This window comes from Drancourtella sp. An57 (genome assembly GCF_002161525.1).
Taxonomy (GTDB): Bacteria; Bacillota; Clostridia; order Lachnospirales; family Lachnospiraceae; genus Sellimonas; species Sellimonas catena.
Window position 1 is genome coordinate 152,688 of record NZ_NFHY01000007.1, and the last position, 20,979, is coordinate 173,666.

The window sequence follows — 20,979 nt, forward strand, 5'->3', positions numbered from 1 at the left end:
AGCCATCCGGAAACAAGGAAATCCGGATGGCTTTATTTTTTCTTTCTTGCCGCAACATCCTGGAACTGGAAATAATCCGGGCGGTGCCGCGACTGCGTGTATTCAAACTGAATACCGTTGTCATCATAGGTCTGATTGGTAATAACGGCAAGACAGTTATAGTCTTTCAGATCCAGATAGGTTTCATCCACCTGAGTCATATGTTCCACAGTCATGGTACGCTTGCTTGTTGCGATGGTCATTCCAAGTTCATTTTCCAGATAAGCATAGACGGAATGACGGGCAATCTCCGGGGTCAGACCTTTTATTTGTTCGGCATTGAAATAATTGTGGTCAAGGATCAGAGGAATTCCATCCAGATAACGCAGCCTCTGTATGTAGTAAAGCGGTGTCCCGAAAGCAAATCCTGTTTTTTTGGCGATTTTTTTATCGGCGGAAAGCTCGGAAAACTGAAGAATCCGTGTGAAAGGAACTTTGTTGTTCCGGAGAGCGGATTCCTGAAAGGATTCAATCCCGCCCACTGTAAAGGCAGCCTGTTCCACAGGCTGAAAAATGTTGCGGACACCTTTCCCGTGCATGGGTTGAACATATCCGTCAGAAGTCAGTTCGGCCAGGGCACGGCGGACAGTGTTGCGGGAACAGCCGTATGTTTTGACAAGAATGTGCTCAGAAGGGAGAAGCTCCTGATAAGGATAGGTCTCGTCTTCAATTTTCTGTTTCAGGTCATGGTAAATCATATCGTATTTCGCTTTTGGCAAATGGAGCACTTCCTTTCTTGTTTAAACATCTTAGTTACAGTATAAAGAGAAGAGATGCAGAAATCAAGAGAGAGTTATAAAAAAACGATTGACATGTTTAAACAAGTATGCTACATTCAAGTTGTTCAAACAAGTTCGTAATAAAAAGAAAAGGAGAGAGAACCATGGCGAAATACGAAAATGACGTGAAGCAGCTCTTAAAGCTGATCGGCGGCAAAGAAAACATCCAGGCTGTTTCCCATTGTATGACGAGAATGCGTTTCGTACTCGTGGATCCGAAGAAAGCGGATGAGAAGGCCATTGAAGAGATTCCGGCAGTAAAAGGAACATTCACACAGGCAGGGCAGTATCAGGTAATTATAGGAAATGATGTGTCCGTATTTTACAACGAGTTCACTTCCTACGCAGGCATCGAAGGAGTCAGCAAGGAAGCGGCAAAAGCGGCGGCCAAGACAAATCAGAATGTGGTGCAGAAGATTATGGGAGCGCTTGGCGAGATCTTTGCCCCGCTGATCCCGGCCCTGATCTGCGGAGGTTTGATTCTCGGATTCCGGAATATTATCGGAGAGATCAATTTTTTTGAAAATGGAACAAAGAGTCTTGCGGATATGTATCAGTTCTGGGAAGGAACTTACAACTTTCTGTGGCTGATCGGCGAAGCCGTTTTCCATCTGCTGCCGGTTGGTATTGTGTGGTCCATCACAAAGAAGATGGGTACGACACAGATCCTTGGTATTATCCTTGGACTTACTCTGGTATCTTCCCAGCTGTTAAATGGATTCAGCGTAGCGGACACTCCGGCAAGTGAGATTCCGGTATGGGATTTCGGATTCGCAAAGGTAGAGATGATTGGTTACCAGGGACAGGTCATTGCGGCCATGATGGCAGGCTTTGTACTTGTTTATCTGGAAAAGTTTTTTAAGAAACATTGTCCGGAAGTCATCAGTATGATTGTTGTACCGTTCTGTTCTCTCGTTCCGGCAGTAATTATTGCCCACACTGTAGTAGGACCGATCGGCTGGACAATCGGGAATGCCATCGCAGATGTCGTTTACGGCGGCCTGATGTCCAATTTCGGATGGCTGTTTGCAGGGCTGTTCGGACTGCTGTACGCACCGATTGTCATGACGGGACTTCACCACATGACAAACGCTATCGATACACAGCTTGTCAACACGTATGACGGCACGATTCTCTGGCCGATGATCGCACTTTCCAACATCGCCCAGGGATCCAGTGTACTGGCCATGTCCATTATTCAGAAGAAAAATGAAAGGGCACAGCAGGTCAATGTTCCGGCATGTATCTCCTGTTATCTCGGAGTTACAGAACCGGCCCTCTTCGGTGTCAACTTAAAATACGGATTCCCGCTGATCTGCGGTATGATCGGTTCCGCAATTGCGGCTATGATCTCCGTAGGATGCGGAGTTCAGGCGCTGAGTATCGGTGTCGGCGGACTTCCGGGCATTATCTCCATCAAGCCGGAATTCTATCTGATTTTCCTGCTTGCCATGGCAGAAGCAATCGTAGTACCGTTCCTGCTGACATTCTTCGTAGGAATGAAGAAACTTTCAGCAGAAGACAGAGGTCTCGTGGAAAAAGAAGCTCGGGAAAAAGTTTTGGCAGAAGCCCCGGAAGCAGAAGCGGTTCTGGAAACAGAAGCAAAAGAAGAAACACCGTCAGAACCGGTTACAGAAATCAAAGCAATTTTAAGCGGAAACGTGATTCCGATTGAAGAAGTAGATGACAATGTGTTTTCACAGAAAATCATGGGAGACGGTGTTGCTATTGAACCGACCGACACGACAGTGGTAGCTCCGGCAGATGCGGAAGTCAGCATCGTAATGGCCGAGACCGGACACGCATGCGGCCTGACACTTGCAAATGGTATGGAGATTCTGATCCATGTAGGCATCGATACGGTAGACATGGGAGGAGACGGATTCAAACTTCTTGTAGCTCAGGGAGATCATGTCAAATGCGGCACACCGCTGATCCAGTTTGATCCGGAGAAGATCAAGGCGGCAGGACATCCAACAACCACCATGCTGATTGTGACAGGAGAAGGAAGTGCAAAGAATATTCAGATGAAGCCGGGACAGACGGCAGAGGCAGGAAAGACAACAGTGATCTCGTTTGAATAAAAAGGAAGGGAAAGTATGATGAAAACGACAGATTTCAGGAAAAGTACGGTATATCAGATTTATCCGAAATCATTTTATGACAGCAACGGAGACGGCCTCGGGGATTTGAGAGGAGTCATCCGGAAGCTGGACTACATTCAGGAACTTGGAGTCGATTACATCTGGATGACACCGTTCTTCGTATCACCGCAGAACGATAATGGATACGATGTGGAAGATTACTACAATATCGATCCACGTTACGGCACGATGGAAGATGTAGAAGAACTGATCCGCAAAGCGGACAAGCGAGGGATCCGTCTGATGTTTGATATGGTATTCAACCACGTATCCAGCCGCCATGAATGGTTCCAAAAAGCAATGGAGGGAGATCCGTATTACAAAGACTTCTTCTTCTTCAAAAAAGGGAAAGAAAACGGGGAACCACCGACCAACTGGGAAAGTAAATTCGGCGGAAGCGCATGGGAATATGTAGAAAAGTTTGATGAATACTACCTGCATCTGTTCGATGTAACACAGCCTGATCTCAACTGGGACAACGAAAATGTACGAAAAGAAGTCCAGAAGGTAGTCCTCTTCTGGATGAGAAAAGGAGTCAAAGGATTCCGCTTTGACGTGGTCAATCTGATCAGCAAAGACCGTTTTGAGGATGATTACGAAGGAGACGGAAGAAGATTTTACACAGATGGACCAAACATCCATAAATACCTGAAAGAACTCCATGACATGACTTTCGGAACCGATACGGAGATCATCACTGTTGGGGAAATGTCCAGCACTTCCATGGAAAACTGCTTCCGGTACGCAGGGGCCGATACCGGAGAACTCTCCATGGTATTCAGCTTCCACCATCTAAAAGTTGATTTTATGGGAAATGAAAAATGGGTTCTCGTACCGGCCGATTTCGGAAAGTTAAAACAGATCCTCTTCGACTGGCAGACCGGAATGGAACAGCATAACGCATGGAATGCGGTCTTCTGGTGTAATCACGATCAGCCAAGAGTCGTATCCCGCTTCGGAGACGAAGGCCGGTACTGGAAAGAATCCGCCAAAATGCTCGGAACCATCATCCATATGCTCCGCGGAACCCCATACGTGTACCAGGGAGAAGAAATCGGAATGACCAACGCCAAATTCACCGATATCACCCAATACCGGGACGTAGAAAGCATCAACCACTACCGCATCCTGCAGGATAAAGGCCTTTCGGCATCCGATGCATTCCGCATCATACAGGTTCATTCCAGGGATAACGGACGCACACCGATGCAGTGGGATGATACACCAAACGCCGGATTTACTGACGGAACCACAGAACCATGGATCGGCGTCACACCAAATTACACAGAAATTAATGCAAAACAGCAGCTGGAAGATGAAGACTCCATCTTCCACTACTACCAGAAACTGATCCGGATTCGGAAAGAACTGGACGTAGTAGCTTATGGCGACATTACACCACTCGCCCAGGAACATCCGTCAGTATTCGCCTATAAACGACACTATCAGAACGAAAATATGATCGTCGTTAATAACTTCTACGGAAAAGAAACCGAATGGAAGACAGATATGGATCTCACAGGATACCAGTGCATCCTCGGAAACTACAAAGATGCAGCCATGCCGGAAACAGGAAAATGGACACTACGCCCGTACGAAAGCATGATCTGGTACAAAAAATAGCCCACGTCGTGTACCTGTGAAAAAATCAACAAACCTCCGCCAGCCCTTGGAATTACTGGGCTGGCGGAGGTTTTACGTTCATCGGGGACGTGTTCCGGTGCACCGGAACACGTCCCCGATAATAGTCAAAATTTAAAACCGTATCCATTTTTTGAGTTCTTGATAGATCCGTGCGATCGGGAGGCCGACGATGGTGTTGTAGTCTCCGTGTATGCCGCGGACGTAGATGGCGAATGCGCCCTGGATTCCGTATGCGCCGGCTTTATCGTATGGTTCGCCGGTGGCGAGATAGGAAGCAATTTCAGTGTTTGTCATTGGATAGACGTCCACATCGCTTTTTTCAAAGAAGGTATTTGTCTTTGTGTCTGCACCGTCATGGAAGATAAGGCTGACGCCGGTGTAGACTTGATGGGTATGATCCTGCAGAGACTGGATCATGTGTCGTGCTTCTTCTTCGCCGGATGGTTTTCCGAGAATCTTTCCGTTGTTTGATACGACCGTATCGGAGCCGATCACAAGAAATGGTTCTCCTGGATGGGAGGCAAGCCGGTCTGTGTAGACGTTCTGGGCTTTTTGTTCTGCAAGTTCCTGCACAACGTCTTCCGGGCGGGAGCTGGTGATGTGCTCTTCGCAGGAGGAAGGACAGACCACATGCGGGATTCCGGCCTGGGTCAGAAGCTCGGTGCGTCTTGGGGATGCGGATCCGAGGACGACGGTAAGGTCGGCAAGGGACAGCGTTGTGTTTTGCGCTGTGCAATCGGAAGAAGCATAAGATTCAGCGGTTTTACATTCGATGTTTCTTTCTTCCCCTTTTTGTTCCGCTTCTTTCTGAGTTACTGTATCGTATTCCGGGTGGGAATCCGGATCAAATACGAGAATCTGTACGCTGTATGGCTTCATGGTCAGCTGTCCGTTCATTGTAAAGCGTGTGTCTGCTGCAAGATCGCGGACCTCGCCCTGCAGTTCGCCGTGATTTGCTGTAAATTCGGTTCCTTCAGCATTGATGGCAACAAAAATCTGTTCCCGGTCAGTCCTGCGCTCGAAAATAAGCTGGCGGTTGGTAATCATTACATTTCGATAGGAACCGTTGCAGAGTGCATCGCTTTTCTGGCGGAACGAAATCAGCTTTTTAATATAGGAAGTCAGTTCGTTTGGTTTTGGAGCGTCAAAGCAAGGACGGAGTGCGTAATCATTGTCCGGCGCTTTCACGCCTTCCTCGCCCCACTCACTTCCATAATAGATACATGGAATTCCCGGCATAGTCATCAGCGTGCCGTAGACCGGATACAGATGTTCTTTCTGTTTCAAAATGCTGGCAATTCGCGTGACATCGTGGTTGTCCACAAAGGTCATGAGATGCTTGCCTCGGTAAATACACCATTGTTCCGGGCCGAACTGCCGATTCAGAGAATGGGCAATCTCAAACAGATTCATATCATTGAAACTGGAAAAAAGTCCTTTGTAACATTCATAATTGGTGCAGCTGTGCAGCATGTCATCGTTGACGATCTGATTGTAGTCTCCGAATAAAACTTCGCCGATCAAGGCAAAATCCGGTTTGATGCCGGAAACAAAGCTCCGGAGCCGCCGCATAAAATTGTGATCCAGGCTGTAAGCCACGTCCAGGCGCAGCCCATCGATGTCGAAGGTGTCAATCCAGTATTTGATGCAGTCCAGAAGATAGTCCACAACGGCAGGATTTTGAAGATTCAGTTTGACCAGTTCGTAGTGCCCTTCCCAGCCTTCGTACCAGAAGCCGTCATGATATCCGCTGTCCCCGTCAAAATTAATATAGAACCAGTCTTTATAAGGAGAATCCCATTTCTTTTCCTGAACATCGCGAAATGCCCAGAAACCGCGGCCGACATGGTTGAATACTCCGTCCAGTACCACACGGATTCCGTGGCTGTGGAGCGCCTGGCAGACTTCGACAAAATCATCGTTGGTGCCAAGCCGGCAGTCAAGTTTACGGAAATCTCTTGTATCATATCCATGATTATCGGACTCAAAAATCGGATTCAGAAGAATAGAGTCCACTCCAAGATCCGAAAGATAATCTGTCCAGTCGAGCAGTTTGCGGATACGGGGAACGGTCTGGCCATCGTTGTGCACCGGTGCACCGCAGAACCCGATTGGATAGATCTGATAAAAAATACTATGATAAGCCCACATAAAAAGCCTCCTCATTTCTGTTAGTTTGTGCTATTCTATTTGAAAAAGAATAGTATCAGTTTAGCACGACAAAAAATAAGATTCAACGGGTCCCTGCGCAGAAAAGAAAACGGGACCTGAAACTGCCGAAAAATCAAGAAAAAAAGTGAAAAAAAGGTTGACACAGAAGAGGCAGCATAATATAATAAAGCAGTATGGCGTGAGAAGAAAACAGTTTGCACCAAAGCCCCGGAGCGGACTGATTTCCCAATAGATACATGAGTTTATAGAAGAAAATAGAGATTGTAAACAGGAGGTCAACCAATGAAGACTTATATGGCTAATCCAGATAAGATTGAAAGAAAATGGTATGTAGTTGATGCAGAAGGACAGACATTAGGTCGTCTTTGCTCTGGAATTGCAAATGTTTTAAGAGGAAAAAACAAACCGGTTTATACACCGCACGTAGATACAGGAGATTACGTTATCGTAATCAACGCTGACAAAGTTAAAGTAACAGGTAAGAAGATGGATCAGAAGATCTACTACAACCACTCCGAATATGTTGGCGGAATGAAAGAGACTACTCTGAAAGAAATGATGGCAAAGAAACCGGAAAAGGTAATTGAGCTTGCTGTTAAGGGAATGCTTCCGAAGGGACCTTTAGGAAGAGCAATGATCAAGAAACTTCACGTGTACGCTGGACCAGAACATGCTCATGCAGCTCAGAAACCAGAAGTGCTGACATTTTAAGGAAAGGTTGAGAGGAGGAAATTACAGTGGCTAGTGCAAAATTCTATGGAACAGGAAGAAGAAAAAAATCCATCGCAAGAGTATATTTAGTACCGGGAACAGGTAAAATCACAATCAATAAAAGAGATATCGACGAGTATTTCGGACTTGAAACATTAAAAGTAGTAGTTCGTCAGCCGCTCGTTGCTACAGAAACAGCAGATAAATTTGACGTTTTAGTAAACGTACACGGAGGCGGATATACAGGACAGGCTGGTGCAATCCGTCATGGTATCTCAAGAGCATTACTTGAGGCAGACGCTGAATACAGACCAGTATTAAAAGCAAACGGATTCCTTACACGTGATCCACGTATGAAAGAACGTAAGAAATACGGTCTCAAAGCAGCTCGTAGAGCACCACAGTTCTCCAAACGTTAAGCAAGCGTTAATCGGGATTACCCAAGAGATAACCGAAGAGTTATTGAAATTGCAGGCAAACCCTGGAAACATCACGTTTCCGGGGTTTTTCTTTTCGCCCTGGAAACGCGGTGGAACGGGGGAAAACCGGGTGAAAATCACCGGATTAGCAGCGCGTTTGTAACACGTTTGCAACAAAAATATCTTTACTCAAGAGTCCTGTTTATGGCGTCAATCAGGATCCGTACATCCAGATGGGTGTAGACCTTTTCAGTCAGTGTCATGGCTCCGGAATGCCCCACAATTTTCTTGATGACCGTTTCCTGCACACCGGCTTCGGACAGCATGGAGATACAGGTGTGGCGGGTGCAGTGCGGTGTCCGCTGGATACCGATCTGCTCCATCAGGGGTGTCCAGTAACTGTCGAAGTAGTTGCGGTACTTGAACGGTTTTCCGTCTTCTGTATGGAGAAGATATTCACATTCCGGGCAGGAGTTGTACCAGTTCCGGTAGAACGGGAGCAGCTTGTCGGCAATGGGCACTTTCCGGATACCGTTTTCTGTTTTGCTGTCGATCACATCAAAATACTGTTCATCCAGGTGCACATTTACTTTTTTCAGGGACAGGAATTCGGAAATCCGGGTGCCGTTATAGAGCAGCATGAGGACAATCTGGTAATATTTATCATCCTGCATGGTCCAGATCCTGTCGATCTCTTCCCTGGGAAATTTGTTCCTGCTGTGTTTGTTCGGGTTCCGGTCTTTGTACTGTGCGATATCCACGTAGGTGGAATAATCTTTGTTGCAGATATCATTCTTCAGGGCAAATCCGTACAGCTGGTTAAACAGGATCTTTACTTTCTTCAGTGTCGGATAATTTTTGCCGCAGGTATCGATCACCTGCTGAAGATCTGCCAGTTTCAGGTCTTTGAAAACCCGGTGGTAAAGGAGGGTACAGGCCTTGTAGGAGGCTGTGTATCCTTTTACATTGCTTTCAGATACGGTCGGATATTTCTTCTTCGACCATTCCTCGTACACCTCGGAAAAAGTCATTTTCGCGGCTTTCGTATCATAAGGATTATGATTATAATCAGCCAGCATCTCCAGCCCTTCGGATTTCGTCCGGGCATAGCCGATGATAATATATTCTGCAATCTTCTTTTCTTTTACGGGATCGATCCGATATCCTGTTGTCTTGCGGACCATATATGGTTTTCTCCGTTTTCCGGATAATTTCACTACACTTCCGTAGCCGTTTGGTAATTTCATTCAGTCATTGCTCCTTTCTTTTGAAGGACTTATGATCTGAACTGCTCCTTTAAAAAGGCATTCCGGCGGCTGATGCGCTCTTCCTCTGTCAGTTCTTCCGTTTCCGCTTCGGATAACGAGACAGCTGCATAGTAGGCCAGTGTCTTGTCTTTCCAGTCCTGATAGGAACTGGCAGAATGGCCATATGCAGCATATTCCTCTCTGTTTTCCCTGAATTCTTCCAGGAATAAACACATATCTGCATTTTCAGAGGACGACAGGTCTTTGCCGTTGAAGGTAATGGAGCACTCCCAGCAGTCGTGTTCCGGCGGACGCTTCACATCAATCCGGAAGCCAAGCTCCCGGATCTGATCCAGCTGGAAGAGAAACTGCATGACGTCTGCCATATTGGTCAGCGGCTTCTCCTGCGTGTCATAGCCGGTCAGATAAGTAGAAGTGGTGTCCAGTACCCCGGCAAGCTCGTTGATCATGGCGAGCGACACTTCAATCTCTCCGCTTTCGTATTTCTGGATTGTGCGGAGGGATTTGCCAAGTGCGGCTGCCAGCTGCGTCTGATTCATACCTTTTTGCTTTCGGGCAGTCCGGATTCTCAGTCCGATCTGTTTCGTATCATGTTTCATGATTGAATTCACCTCTCTTTCGTCCATCTTATCACATTAAAATGCGAATTACAAGTGCGGATTTTTAGAAATATATCTTGACGCACGCAATTTTAATGCGTATAATAAAATGCGAACTGATAGTGCGGTTCATGTGTATAGAAAGGAAATAATGAAATGAAAAATGCACTAAAAATACGGGTATGGAATCCGGAAGGAGGTGAAGAGAATGGAAAAGAAAATGTATGTGGAGCTGCCGCCGTTTACAGGAAGAAATGTTCCGATCAAAGAGATCGCCCGGGCAATGGGAAAAGATCCCCATTACGTCCGACTTGCCATCCAGCAGGGTGTCGTCAAGTTTGGAGTGGCCATGAAGGTGGGAGACGCCAGCGAATTCAGTTATTACTGTCCGGACCGTAAAGTCTGGGAAGAAACCGGATACTTCCGGGATGTGACAAAAGAAAAAGCCCATGCATGATCACACGGGCAAATTCTCCAGAGGTATTGCTACACTCTGACCTAGCAACTCAAGTATAGCAAATACCTCTGCGAGATACAATGAAAAATTTCAGCAGAGGAGGTTATAAGTGAATATATTTCAGGAAGTAAAATCATACGTTACCGCAAGGCAGGCGGCGGAGCAGTACGGGATCCGGGTCGGCAGGAACCAGATGGCATGCTGTCCGTTTCATGACGATCATCATCCCAGCATGAAAATTGATACTAATTATTACTGTTTTGCCTGCGGAGCAAAAGGGGATGTGATCGGGCTGACTGCCGGCCTGTTCGGTCTGTCGCCTTACGAAGCGGCCAGCAAACTGATCGCAGATTTTCAGCTGCCGGTAACAGCAGAGAAGTGTCGGGAAGGACGAAAAAAATACAGAGACAGGAATCCGGTTTCTGTTAAAAAGAAGATGACAGACTGGCACCGGCATGCGGTAAAAGTCCTGACCGACTATCTGTCATGGATCCGGTTCTGGAAACGGTTCTACGGATCGGAACCGGACGCCTTTGAGCAGGAACAATTTCTGGAGGCGTTGGAAAACGAGAGGAAGATCAATGATTATCTGGATATTCTTCTGACCGGAAGCGGAGAAGAAATTGTAGAATTCTTTATCTGTAAACGGAAGGAGGTGGCGGAGATTGAGCAGCATGTGGAACGATATCAGCGAAGAGTCTATGCGGAAATTAGAGCGTATTGCAGAGGATGAAATGCTGACCCAGGGGGAGATACGGGAGAACCTGGACGTGACAGAGAAAGGAAAGATCCGTCAGTCCATCCAGAACTGTAAATATGCGCTGGAACATGATCCGTATCTGCAGGGAGCAATTTGCAGAAATGAAATGACCTGTCAGATCGATATTATGAAAAAGGTTCCCTGGAAACGCCGGGGCGTCCAGATGACGGATACGGATATGAACAATCTGTCCCTTTATCTGGAAAAGAATTACGGACTGACCAGTGACAGGGTGATTGCCAAGGCGGTGGATATCGTGGCAAACGATAACAGCTTCCATCCCATTATTGATCTGCTGGAAAGTCTGACCTGGGACGGAACGCCGAGGATCCGCAACATGCTTACCCATTTCTTCGGGGCGTCTGATCCGGAGTATTCCGGTGAGATCATGAAAATGCATATGCTTGCGGCCATCAGCCGTCTGTATGACCCGGGGAAGAAATATGATATCATGCTCTGTCTGGTAGGTGGACAGGGAACCGGGAAATCTACATTTTTCAAATATCTGGCGATCCGGGATGAGTGGTTTACCGATGATGTGAAACGGCTGGATGATAAGCGGGTTTATGAATATCTACAGGGACACTGGATCGTGGAAATGTCAGAAATGAATGCGGTGGCCAATGCCAGGAGTATTGAGGAAACAAAATCATTCCTGAGCAGGCAGAAGGACACCTATCGGATCCCTTATGAGAGGCGGGCAGAAGACCGGTACCGGCAGTGTGTATTCTGCGGAACTTCCAATGATCTTGCATTCCTGCCCTTTGACAGGACAGGAAACCGCCGGTTCGGACCGGTCAGAGTATGCCCGGAAAAAGCGGAAACGACCATTTACAGTAATGAGAAAGAGTCCAGGGAATACATCCTGCAGGCATGGGCGGAAGCTATGGAGATCTATCGAAGAGGAGATTTTTCTCTCACATTCTCGCCGGATATGGAAGATTATGTGAAAGCACTCCAGAAAGAGTTTATGCCGGAAGATACCCAGACGGGCATGATCCAGGCGTTCCTGGACCGGTATGAGGAAGACTATGTATGTTCTACCATCATTTATCAGGAAGTGTTCCACCATGAAGGGATGGTGCCGAAATGGCAGTCCAAAGAGATTGGCGACCTGATGGATAATGAGATCATTGGATGGGAAAAACACGGGACACACCGGTTCCCGGGAAGCCTTGGAACTCAGCGTTCCTGGAAACGGATCCATCCGAAAAAAGACGGGGACGGCTTTATAAATATAGATGAAAATACAGAGCTGCCCTTTGAATAAAAGATAACTTTTAAAATGTTTTGAGCCTTGTTTACAAAAGTTTGTTTACACAAAAATGAGAAATCTGTAAACAAGAACCTGTAAACAGGATGAAAAAAACTTTGAAAGTTAAAAACCAGAGAAAAGGAAACAGCCCGGATACGGGCATAAAATAACAGGCGGATACGCCGGAAACCAAGCCCTCGGCGCTTGAGAGCGAAATACACCCATCGCGCAGATCTGAAGATCTGCACTCTGTGTATTTCGCGACTGCGTCGGGCCGGGACGCCCCGCAGGGCGGCTCAGAACCGAAAGACCGGTTCATTTCTGACGTACCACCGCCGGAAAGGAGATGTATGGCAAATGGAAAGAATTGTTTTATCCAGACGGTCAAACTGCCTCACGTCCGGGGCAGGGTACGTTATATCTCGGATCCAAAGCGGCAGGAAAATCTGTATGCTGCCTATACCAGTGCGGATCCGAAATTCTGGCAGTATCTGTCAAAGGAGAATCAGGCGGATTTTGCCAGAAGCGGAACGGAAGGAAAATGTATTGAGGCCAGGGAACTGATCATCATGCTGCCGCCTGGCCTGATCCATTATGATCATGACACGCTGCTGAAATATTTTACTGCGAAATTTGTGGAACGGTACGGCGTGGCTGTGGCAAGCGCCCTTCACCACAATAAACGGAAAACCAATCTTCATATCCATCTTATTTTTTCAGAGAGAAAAGCTTATGATGAGCCGGTGGAGAAGATCGCTTTAAGGAATATGTTTTACGATGAAACAGGGAAACATGTCCGGACGAAGAAAGAAATCCTGGATGAAAATGGAGAAATCCGTTCCGGCTGCAGGATCATCAAAAAAGGAGAGGTTTACGAAAAGCATTTCTTCCAGCCGAAGAATCCGGAATTTAAGTCGAAAAAATTTACAGAGGATATGAAATATTTCTATACGGATCTGATCAATGGACTGGTGCAGGATCCGGCGGAGAAACTGAAGGTGTTTGATAAGAACAGTCCGTATCTGCCAACCAGAAAAATCGGGAAGAACAATCCGAAAGCAGAGGAGATACGGATCGATAATTATCTCCGGCAAGAGTGGAACAACATGGTAGACCGGGCAGTAGTGGAAGGCGTGACCGAAGAGGAACTGCGCTTTGCAAAGAAAAAAGAGCTCACAGATCCGGCGGCAGAATCCATCCGAAGGTCAGGGTGGAAACCGGAGATTTTCCGGACGATCCTGCAAAAGGCGATTGGAAAGCTACGGGGCTTTATCCAGTATATCAAAGAACTCCGGAATGCAGAATATGACGAGAATGGACAGCCAATATTTCACCGTGACCTGAAATTTGATGTGACGCCGGCGCCGCTGCCGGAGATTGCAAAAGGGAAAAGACCATCTTCAGCAGCGCAGGAAGCAGAAGTAATGAGGCTGGATAACATTCTGCAGAAGATGAAGAAAGCAGAGCAGAGGATCTATGCTGTCGAGAAAGTTCTGATCCGGCTGGAGAAAGAACGGCAGGATATTGACGGGAAATGGTTTCACGGAAAAGAAAAGAAGGAGCTGGATCAGAAGATTGCTGGAAAACAGCAGGAACTGAAAAAAGCGAAGGCTACACTCGCCGGAATACCTGGACTGCATGGATATGAAAATGCACTGGCAGTGAAAAAAGCATATACATCTGCAACGAAGGAACTGGATAAAATCCGTAACAGGCAGAAAGAATGGGATCAGAAAAGTGTTCCGGAAAAACAGTATCTGGTGATCCGAAGTAATAAGCCGGAACAGAGGGCAGAGCGGCAAAGTGTATTGGAGCAGCTGGATAAAAAGAAAAGAGAGATGGAAAGGAGACAGCGAACAAAGAAACGGGGATATGACAGAGATTGTCTGTAAAGAAAAATAGCAGTTGAAATAGAACGGATGTTCTGATAAAATCAAATCAGGCACTGCCAGAGAACGGTAGGCGGTTAGTCCTTCGACAGAGGGACTGAACCCTCTGATTACATAGAAATCTCTGCAAAGAGAAATCTTGGAAAGGAGGGCGAACTTATGAGTGATTTCGAAATGCTCTCCATCGTTTTGATGATACTTGGTATTGTCGTTACGATCTTGATAGCGTATATAGATCACACAAAAAAGTAACCGCCCCTCAGCCAAAGTGTGCGGTTACTTTTTTGTAACTAATTCATTTTTGGACTAACCGCTTATCGGTAGTGCCTATTTCTATACTTATATTAGCAAAGTAAGATGAGGATGTCAAATCGTTTAAATCAGTCCGCTGAAAAATTCAGAAATTTCCGAGTCAAAAATTTTGCTGAGCGCAACAAGCTCGCTGATTTTGATATTCATTCGGTTGGTTTCAATTTTGGCATAGGTGCTTTTGGATATTTCAATTCCCATGAGCTGAAGGCGGGCGATTACCTGATCCTGCGTCATATTTGAAGCTTTTCTTAATCGTTGGATATTATGGCCGATATCCATATCCGGTCTGAGTTTCTGCATATCTGTATAACTCCTGAAAATTCGTAATAAAGAAATATATATTGATTGTATGCAGTATTGAGATTATAATGTTTCGTAATAGAGAAATGTTTCGTAATAGAGAAAGGATGGGCAGAACATGCATGTAGATAAAATATTTGAGAGAGCAACAATCAGGGGAGTTGCGGATTATCTTCTGTTTGGCCTGGGACCGGATGAAGATGACAGGAGTTATGAGGAACGGCTGGATGAGATTTATATGAGATTTGAAAAGACTGTGGGAAAGTATGATGAAAACCCGACTTCAGAATTGCTGGATCTGTGTAATGAACTCAGCAGCGAGACGGCCAGCGTGTATATGGAGATTGGACTGCAAGCAGGAATATTGCTGATGGTGGATATGGTTAGGAATATAGAAAGAAAGATAACACCGGAAAAGAAAATAGTATAAGTGTTACTATAAATTGGCTATCTGATATGATAAGATAATAATAAGAATTAGAATTTGCAAAAAGGCAAATATAGAAGGAGGATGTAAGTATATGAAAAAGAAATTATTAGTTTCGGCACTTTTGTTTGCGATGGGGGCTAGTGTATTGACTGGATGTGGCGGAGGAGAAAAACAAGAAGAACCTGAAGAAATTGTTTATCTTGAGGAATCAGAAATCGATAGTCTTTTTACAAATCCAGAAGAATATGCCGGCAAATATGTAAAATTAAGCGGGCAATTACTGGATGCACCGGAAACAGACGGTGAGACCACGGCAATTCAAGCATGGCATGACGTTGAAAATTATACACAAAATTTTATTGCTCATACTGATGCAGCAGATGGAATTCAGAATCAGGATTATGTTTGGGTTGACGGTAAGATTGATGGAACATTTTCTGGAGAAAATACTTTTGGTGGCAGTGTTGAGTGTCCGCTTATTGTTGATGCAACAGTAACAAAAGGATCTTATATGGAGATTGTTGTTCCTACAATAGCGGAAATAAGTCCTGCGGTTAGTCAAGATCAAAATGGAATAGTAGTAACGGTAGATAAAGTGGAATATGCTGAAGATGAAACAAGAGTGTATGTTACGATTAATAATGGAACAGATTACAATTTTTCATGTGGAACATATTCGGCCAAGTTACTTATAGATGGAAAACAAATGGATCAGGATACTATGAGTCAGACACTTTATAACAGCCCTGAACTTTCAGAGTTGTCTTATGAAGTTATGGCTGGAACAAGTTCTTCAGGAACGCTCATTTTCCCGGCAATCGAACAGGGAGTTGCTTTCCAGTTTATATTACCGGATGCATATAGTGATAATTATGATTTGATGTTTACAAATTATATGATTGATGTTCCTGCACAATAAGGACTGGGAGATGAAATGAATAAAAAGAAAATAACCATCGCTGTTGTTTTAGTAATAATAGTAGCTGGCATCTCAGGCATTCTGTTTTATATGTGTTATCATAGATGGGACAATGCCACTTGTACTACGGCTAAAACGTGTAGTATATGTGGCAAAACGGAAGGCGAACCATTAGGGCATAAATGGACAGAAGCGACATGTGAAGAACCGCAAATATGTAGTGCTTGCGAGGAGGCGAAAGGGACAGCCTTAGGACACAAATGGGAAGAAGCTACTTGTGAAATGCCTAAAATATGTAGCGTATGTGGTAAAACGCAAGGGGAAGCTTTAGGACATGTTTTAGAAGAGTATACAGTAGTAAAAGAAGCCACATGTAGTGAACAAGGAGAAAAAGAAGCTGTTTGTTCACGATGCCAGAAGACTATAGTGGAAACTATTGATAAAGTAGAACATACTCCGGGAGAATGGGAAGTAAAAGAAGATTATAGTATTTCAGCACAAGCAATTATAACTCCTGGAAAGCAGATTAAAAAATGTACTGTTTGCAACAAAGAATTAGAATCGAAAGAATATACGGTAGAACTTTCAACCAGTCAGAGAAATGCGGTTCTAAAAGCGTATCAAGAAATACAAAATTGGCATTGCGGACGTGATTTTTTAATCAATGATGTGTTGGTTGGATTTGATGGATATTCGATAGAAGATGCCACGTTTGCTGTGGATCATATAGATGTTGATTGGGACTATCAGGCTATTCTTTACGCAAAAGAGAATGGCGTTGGAGAATCGGAAAACCAAATAACAGAGATGATGCAGTATTACGGTTTTAATCAGGATCAAATTGCTAAAGCATTAAAGGAAATTGGGTATTAGCTTTATAATCAATATTATTTTTATAAAATCCAAAGATTACATGTTGCTTTGGAAAGATATGTTCTAAGTATAAGGAGGAAAGTGGTATGCCAGATGTGTGTCCAGAATGCGGTGGAGATATCATTATAACTGAAGATTGGGATGAAGGTGTATGCTATTATGAATGTACAGATTGTGACTATTCAGAATATGCATATGATATTGATGAAAATTATGTTCCAGAAGGTTGTGCGGCATGTGGAGGTCCATATCCTCAGTGTAAAACAAGTTGCAAAATATTTGATGATTAATAGGTTATGTGATTATCGTTGTATTTAGAAAATAAAAGAGAAAGCGTAGGGGTGAAAAATGAGCTTTTTTGAAAGTTTATTGGATGCTTTGTCTAATAAGGATTATTCTGATGGAGTTAAATGCCCGGTATGTAATGCATGCGCCTACTGGGATGAAGATGAAGCGCTTTGGGTTTGTTCTTCGTGTGGATACGAAATTCATGGCGACCAGTTGCAGTTAGATAAACATGGGAATGTTGAAAAAACATTAGAGATTGACTGGTACTGTGATGAGTGCGGTGCATATTTAAACGATCAATTGAATTTTAATCCATATGATAATGAATGGACATGTACAGAATGTGGATATGTTAATGACATTACCAAGGATAATGTTTGGTAAAGAATAGGAGCGATAATTATATATGGATAAAAGAGATGTTGAAGAATTTATTGAAGAGATGGAAGAAATAGGTGACGTGTGGCAGGAAGAAGATGTTGAGCGAGTTTATGGAGAATACACTCTAGCAGAGGCATTGGCTGATAGGAAAGCATCAATAGGAATTTTTGGAGATATTATTTCTAAAGTGTTAAACCGGTAACAAGGGATTTGTGAAGAATGAAACGGGTTGAAAGAAACTAATAAGAGAGGTGTCCTCAATCGCATTCAGTCTTCTACGGTTTGCAACGCATCTGCAACAAATCCCGGATGAATCCCCGTATTTCCGCCATTTTCGGTTACCCAAACGTTAATCTCACGTTTACGAAGAATATCAGAAGAATTTTTATCCCGGAAGTCTCGGCTTCCGGGATTTTTCTAAAACAAATCACAAAGCAAATCTTAGTATTCGAACATATTCAAAGGCAAAAATCAGCCAAAACAATTCCAAATGAAACTGCTTGTACGGTTATATATATGAAATTTTTTATCTTGTCCGTGGCAATCGGAAACGAATTCGGCTCCATGAGATAAATATCTATTTTTAACCGTATGATTTAGAGTAAAAAGCTACAGTTGTATTTGACAAAAATGAAATTACAACCGTATGGCGCGATTTGGACTACAGCTAGTTCAGCAAAATAGTTTGTATTAACCGTACGGTTTCTAAAATAAGACAGCATTGTCGTGATTCAAACGATACTATGCAGAAATGGAAGGGGAAATGATATGACAGGTATCAAAGAAATGCTGCTGAAGGAACAGGACAGATTAGAAAAGATTCTTTCCAAAACGAGGAAACAGGTAAAAGATGCTCCGCCGGGATCCTTACGCCTGTCTAAAAGCAGGGGGTGGATTCAATATTATCACTGCATGCCGGGAGAAAAGAGAAATGGAGCATATATTCCGAAAGCCGATGAGGAACTGCCGCAAAAACTTGCTCAGAAAGCATATGATGAAAAAGTGTTGAAACTTGCCGAGAAGAGACTGGGCCAGCTAAAAAGGATCACAAAAGATTATGAGGATGATGAAATAGAAAACCTATTCATGAAGGAACATCCTGAAAGAAGAAAATTGATTTGTCCGGTGGAGCCATCATGGGATCAGCAGATACAAGAATGGGAATCCGGAGAATATAAGCGGAAAGAATTCCGTGAGGGTACACCTGTAATCATGACTGACAAAGGGGAGAGGGTGCGGTCGAAATCAGAGAAGATTCTGGCCGATTATTTCTACAGAAAAGGAATTCCGTATAAATATGAGTGTCCGCTCTATCTCAATGGTTTTGGCACTGTTTATCCCGATTTTACATTCCTGTCTAAAAAGACCGGAAAGGAAATTTACTGGGAGCATGATGGGAAAATGGACAGCCCGGAATACGCTGAAAATGCGGTCAGAAAAATCAACGCATACGAAGAAAATGACATTTTCCCGGGCGAAAGACTGATCCTCACATTTGAGACGGGGAAAACAATCCTGAATACAAAACGAATCGAAGAGCTCGTCGCCAGATATCTCATCTAAACTACAAAACAATCACAATCCTGTGATTTTTCCCTTGAAGAAAGCCAAAACTACCAAAATATGATACGATGGAACAAGAAAGATGGGAGGGAAAAGGATGCAGACATTATTGATTGTAGAAGATGATTTTGATTTGAATCATGCCATCTGCCTGGTGTTGGAAAAAGAGGGATATCGCGTTTTTTCAGCGTCATCCGTGGAAAGTGCCAAAGAGATCTGCCGGAAGGAAGAACTCCAGCTGATCATTCTGGATGTCAATCTGCCGGACGGGGACGGATTTTCTTTCTGCGACTGGGTAAATAATGAGAAAAAAACTCCGGTGATGTTTCTGACTGCCAGAGATCTGGAGGAGGACGCCCTGGCCGGATATGACATGGGAGCCGTGGATTATGTGACGAAGCCGTTTTCCATGAAAATTCTGTTGAAAAAAATTGATATTATTCTGAAACATATGACTCCGGCTGATTCGAAAGAGTATGATGATGGATGGCTGAAAGTGGATATCGACGGGGCAAAAGTCTTAACGGGAGAGGCGGAATGTCTTCTGACACCGACAGAATTCCGGCTTTTGCGCCAGTTTTTGATGAACCGAAAGCAGCTGCTCACCTATGATGTGCTGCTGGAACGGTTGTGGGACGGTGGAAATCAGTTTGTCGACAAGCATGCGCTGGCAGTCAACATTAACAGGCTGCGAGGGAAAATCGAAGATGAAGAGCACAAATATATTTCAAATGTATACGGGATGGGATATCAATGGATTGGAGCATAATACTGGCAGGCCTGATGATAGCGGTTTCGCTTGTTCTTGGGCTTAAATATGTCAAATTAACGAAGGTCGTACTGACTTTTGAAGGGAAGCTGGAACTAAATATGGATGCCCTTCTGTCGGGGAGAGAGCCGGATACGACAGAAGAAGTGGAAGATACCTTGTTTGGAAAATGCAGTGTCAGAATGAACCAGATTGGGCGGATCTGGAAGCAGAAAGAGGAAGAAAACCGGGCAAGCAGGGAAGAACTGAAAAGCCTGATTTCCGATATTTCCCATCAGACGCGAACCCCGCTTTCTAATATGAAGGCATACCTTTCGCTTCTGCGGGAAGAGACGCAGCCGGACCGTCAGGAAGAATTCCTGAACAGCCTGGACAAGCAGGCGGATAAGCTGGAATTTCTTCTCCAAAGCATGGTGAAAATGTCCAGGCTGGAGACGGGGCTGATTCAGGTGCAGATGAAAACTTCTGATTTGTGCACTACAATCCGGAAGGCGATTGAAGAGATTGTGCCGGCGGCTGCGGGAAAACAGATCGCGCTTTATGTAGAGTGCCCGGACAAACTGTGGCTTCTTCATGATAGTAAATGGACGGAAGAAGCGATATTTAATGTCCTGGATAATGCTGTGAAATATACGCAGCGAGGCGGGGAGATTCATATCAGTGTGACCAGACAGGAGATTTTTACAAAAATCAGTATTCAGGATAATGGAAAAGGCATTGCGTTGGAACGACAGGCGGAAATTTTTAAACGCTTTTACCGGGAACCGGAGGTGCACGAAAAGCCTGGAATCGGAATCGGCCTCTATCTCACAAGAAAGATTCTGGAACTTCAGAACGGATACATCGAAGTCCGATCCCAAGAAGGCGAGGGATCTGTTTTCTGCCTTTATCTTCCGGAAAGTCCGGAGCAGAATGTGGAAAATCACAAAACCGAGAATATTACGGAATGAGACAGGTTTGTGATTTTTGACAGATATCCTTTAAGTGTAGATAAAAATGACAGCAGAA

At 44.6% G+C, this 20,979-nt stretch carries 22 protein-coding genes and 1 pseudogene; 17 read left to right on the plus strand and 6 right to left on the minus strand.

The window, feature by feature from the left end; translation table 11 throughout:
- Window positions 1–32: 32 nt before the first annotated feature.
- Window positions 33–758, minus strand: coding sequence for a trehalose operon repressor (treR, locus tag B5G11_RS07565; RefSeq protein ID WP_087168487.1), 726 nt, complete (start codon window positions 756–758; stop codon window positions 33–35).
- 164 nt (window positions 759–922) lie between these two features.
- Here treR and treP point away from each other — a divergent pair, with 164 nt between their 5' ends.
- Window positions 923–2,902: a PTS system trehalose-specific EIIBC component gene (gene treP / locus B5G11_RS07570; RefSeq protein ID WP_087168486.1), complete on the plus strand. Its 1,980-nt coding sequence runs from the start codon at window positions 923–925 to the stop codon at window positions 2,900–2,902.
- Between the two features lie 15 nt (window positions 2,903–2,917).
- Window positions 2,918–4,585: an alpha,alpha-phosphotrehalase gene (gene treC / locus B5G11_RS07575; protein ID WP_242958973.1), complete on the plus strand. Its 1,668-nt coding sequence runs from the start codon at window positions 2,918–2,920 to the stop codon at window positions 4,583–4,585.
- A gap of 132 nt (window positions 4,586–4,717) precedes the next feature.
- Here the strand turns inward: treC and B5G11_RS16695 are convergent, their stop codons facing one another.
- Window positions 4,718–5,503 (minus strand): Maf family protein, encoded by a 786-nt coding sequence (locus B5G11_RS16695; protein ID WP_343215486.1) that lies wholly within the window; start codon window positions 5,501–5,503, stop codon window positions 4,718–4,720.
- 54 nt (window positions 5,504–5,557) lie between these two features.
- Window positions 5,558–6,757: pseudogene (locus B5G11_RS16700) on the minus strand (alpha-amylase family glycosyl hydrolase); the annotation flags it as partial.
- Window positions 6,758–7,060: 303 nt separating this feature from the next.
- On the opposite strand from B5G11_RS16700, the gene rplM reads away from it, so the two are divergent.
- Entirely contained in the window at window positions 7,061–7,489 is a 429-nt protein-coding gene (gene rplM, locus B5G11_RS07585; RefSeq protein ID WP_087168485.1) for a 50S ribosomal protein L13, read from the plus strand.
- 26 nt (window positions 7,490–7,515) lie between these two features.
- On the plus strand, window positions 7,516–7,908 hold the full coding sequence (gene rpsI, locus B5G11_RS07590; RefSeq protein WP_087168484.1) for a 30S ribosomal protein S9: 393 nt from the start codon (window positions 7,516–7,518) through the stop codon (window positions 7,906–7,908).
- Window positions 7,909–8,093: 185 nt separating this feature from the next.
- Here rpsI and B5G11_RS07595 read toward each other — a convergent pair whose 3' ends face one another.
- Window positions 8,094–9,155, minus strand: coding sequence for a site-specific integrase (locus tag B5G11_RS07595; RefSeq protein ID WP_070087364.1), 1,062 nt, complete (start codon window positions 9,153–9,155; stop codon window positions 8,094–8,096).
- A gap of 29 nt (window positions 9,156–9,184) precedes the next feature.
- Window positions 9,185–9,775, minus strand: coding sequence for a helix-turn-helix transcriptional regulator (locus B5G11_RS07600; protein WP_242958975.1), 591 nt, complete (start codon window positions 9,773–9,775; stop codon window positions 9,185–9,187).
- 208 nt (window positions 9,776–9,983) lie between these two features.
- On the opposite strand from B5G11_RS07600, the gene B5G11_RS07605 reads away from it, so the two are divergent.
- The 4 genes from B5G11_RS07605 to B5G11_RS07620 all read left to right on the plus strand — a co-directional run bounded on the left by B5G11_RS07605 (window position 9,984) and on the right by B5G11_RS07620 (window position 14,139).
- A complete protein-coding gene (locus B5G11_RS07605) occupies window positions 9,984–10,232 on the plus strand; it encodes a hypothetical protein (RefSeq protein WP_070087366.1) in 249 nt (82 codons plus the stop codon).
- A 109-nt stretch (window positions 10,233–10,341) separates the two neighbouring features.
- Complete coding sequence (locus B5G11_RS07610; RefSeq protein ID WP_087252733.1) at window positions 10,342–10,965, plus strand: CHC2 zinc finger domain-containing protein; 624 nt, start codon at window positions 10,342–10,344, stop codon at window positions 10,963–10,965.
- Window position 10,966: 1 nt separating this feature from the next.
- On the plus strand, window positions 10,967–12,262 hold the full coding sequence (locus B5G11_RS07615) for a virulence-associated E family protein (RefSeq protein WP_087252757.1): 1,296 nt from the start codon (window positions 10,967–10,969) through the stop codon (window positions 12,260–12,262).
- Between the two features lie 335 nt (window positions 12,263–12,597).
- Window positions 12,598–14,139 carry a MobA/MobL family protein gene (locus B5G11_RS07620; protein ID WP_087252734.1) on the plus strand — a complete coding sequence of 514 codons (1,542 nt, stop codon included), beginning with the start codon at window positions 12,598–12,600 and terminating at the stop codon, window positions 14,137–14,139.
- A gap of 372 nt (window positions 14,140–14,511) precedes the next feature.
- On the opposite strand, the gene B5G11_RS07625 is transcribed toward B5G11_RS07620, so the two are convergent.
- Window positions 14,512–14,748 (minus strand): helix-turn-helix transcriptional regulator, encoded by a 237-nt coding sequence (locus B5G11_RS07625; protein WP_076779142.1) that lies wholly within the window; start codon window positions 14,746–14,748, stop codon window positions 14,512–14,514.
- Between the two features lie 118 nt (window positions 14,749–14,866).
- On the opposite strand from B5G11_RS07625, the gene B5G11_RS07630 reads away from it, so the two are divergent.
- The 9 genes from B5G11_RS07630 (at window position 14,867) to B5G11_RS07670 (ending at window position 20,921) form a co-directional block, all read left to right on the plus strand.
- Window positions 14,867–15,178 (plus strand): hypothetical protein, encoded by a 312-nt coding sequence (locus B5G11_RS07630; RefSeq protein ID WP_087252735.1) that lies wholly within the window; start codon window positions 14,867–14,869, stop codon window positions 15,176–15,178.
- Between the two features lie 91 nt (window positions 15,179–15,269).
- Entirely contained in the window at window positions 15,270–16,097 is an 828-nt protein-coding gene (locus B5G11_RS07635) for a hypothetical protein (RefSeq protein ID WP_087252736.1), read from the plus strand.
- 15 nt (window positions 16,098–16,112) lie between these two features.
- Entirely contained in the window at window positions 16,113–16,970 is an 858-nt protein-coding gene (locus tag B5G11_RS07640) for a hypothetical protein (RefSeq protein WP_087252737.1), read from the plus strand.
- 86 nt (window positions 16,971–17,056) lie between these two features.
- A complete protein-coding gene (locus tag B5G11_RS07645; protein ID WP_087252738.1) occupies window positions 17,057–17,260 on the plus strand; it encodes a hypothetical protein in 204 nt (67 codons plus the stop codon).
- A gap of 58 nt (window positions 17,261–17,318) precedes the next feature.
- Window positions 17,319–17,642, plus strand: a complete 324-nt coding sequence (locus B5G11_RS16705) for a Sec23/Sec24 zinc finger-containing protein (RefSeq protein WP_087252739.1) — start codon at window positions 17,319–17,321, stop codon at window positions 17,640–17,642.
- Window positions 17,643–17,664: 22 nt separating this feature from the next.
- Window positions 17,665–17,841 (plus strand): hypothetical protein, encoded by a 177-nt coding sequence (locus B5G11_RS16315; RefSeq protein WP_158099234.1) that lies wholly within the window; start codon window positions 17,665–17,667, stop codon window positions 17,839–17,841.
- 566 nt (window positions 17,842–18,407) lie between these two features.
- The gene (locus B5G11_RS07660; protein ID WP_087252741.1) at window positions 18,408–19,202 is read left to right on the plus strand and encodes a hypothetical protein; all 795 of its coding nucleotides are present in this window, start codon (window positions 18,408–18,410) and stop codon (window positions 19,200–19,202) included.
- 97 nt (window positions 19,203–19,299) lie between these two features.
- Window positions 19,300–19,971 (plus strand): response regulator transcription factor, encoded by a 672-nt coding sequence (locus tag B5G11_RS07665; RefSeq protein ID WP_087252742.1) that lies wholly within the window; start codon window positions 19,300–19,302, stop codon window positions 19,969–19,971.
- Complete coding sequence (locus tag B5G11_RS07670) at window positions 19,956–20,921, plus strand: HAMP domain-containing sensor histidine kinase (RefSeq protein ID WP_087252743.1); 966 nt, start codon at window positions 19,956–19,958, stop codon at window positions 20,919–20,921. Before B5G11_RS07665 ends, B5G11_RS07670 begins: the two co-directional genes overlap by 16 nt.
- The last annotated feature ends 58 nt before the right edge of the window (window positions 20,922–20,979 follow it).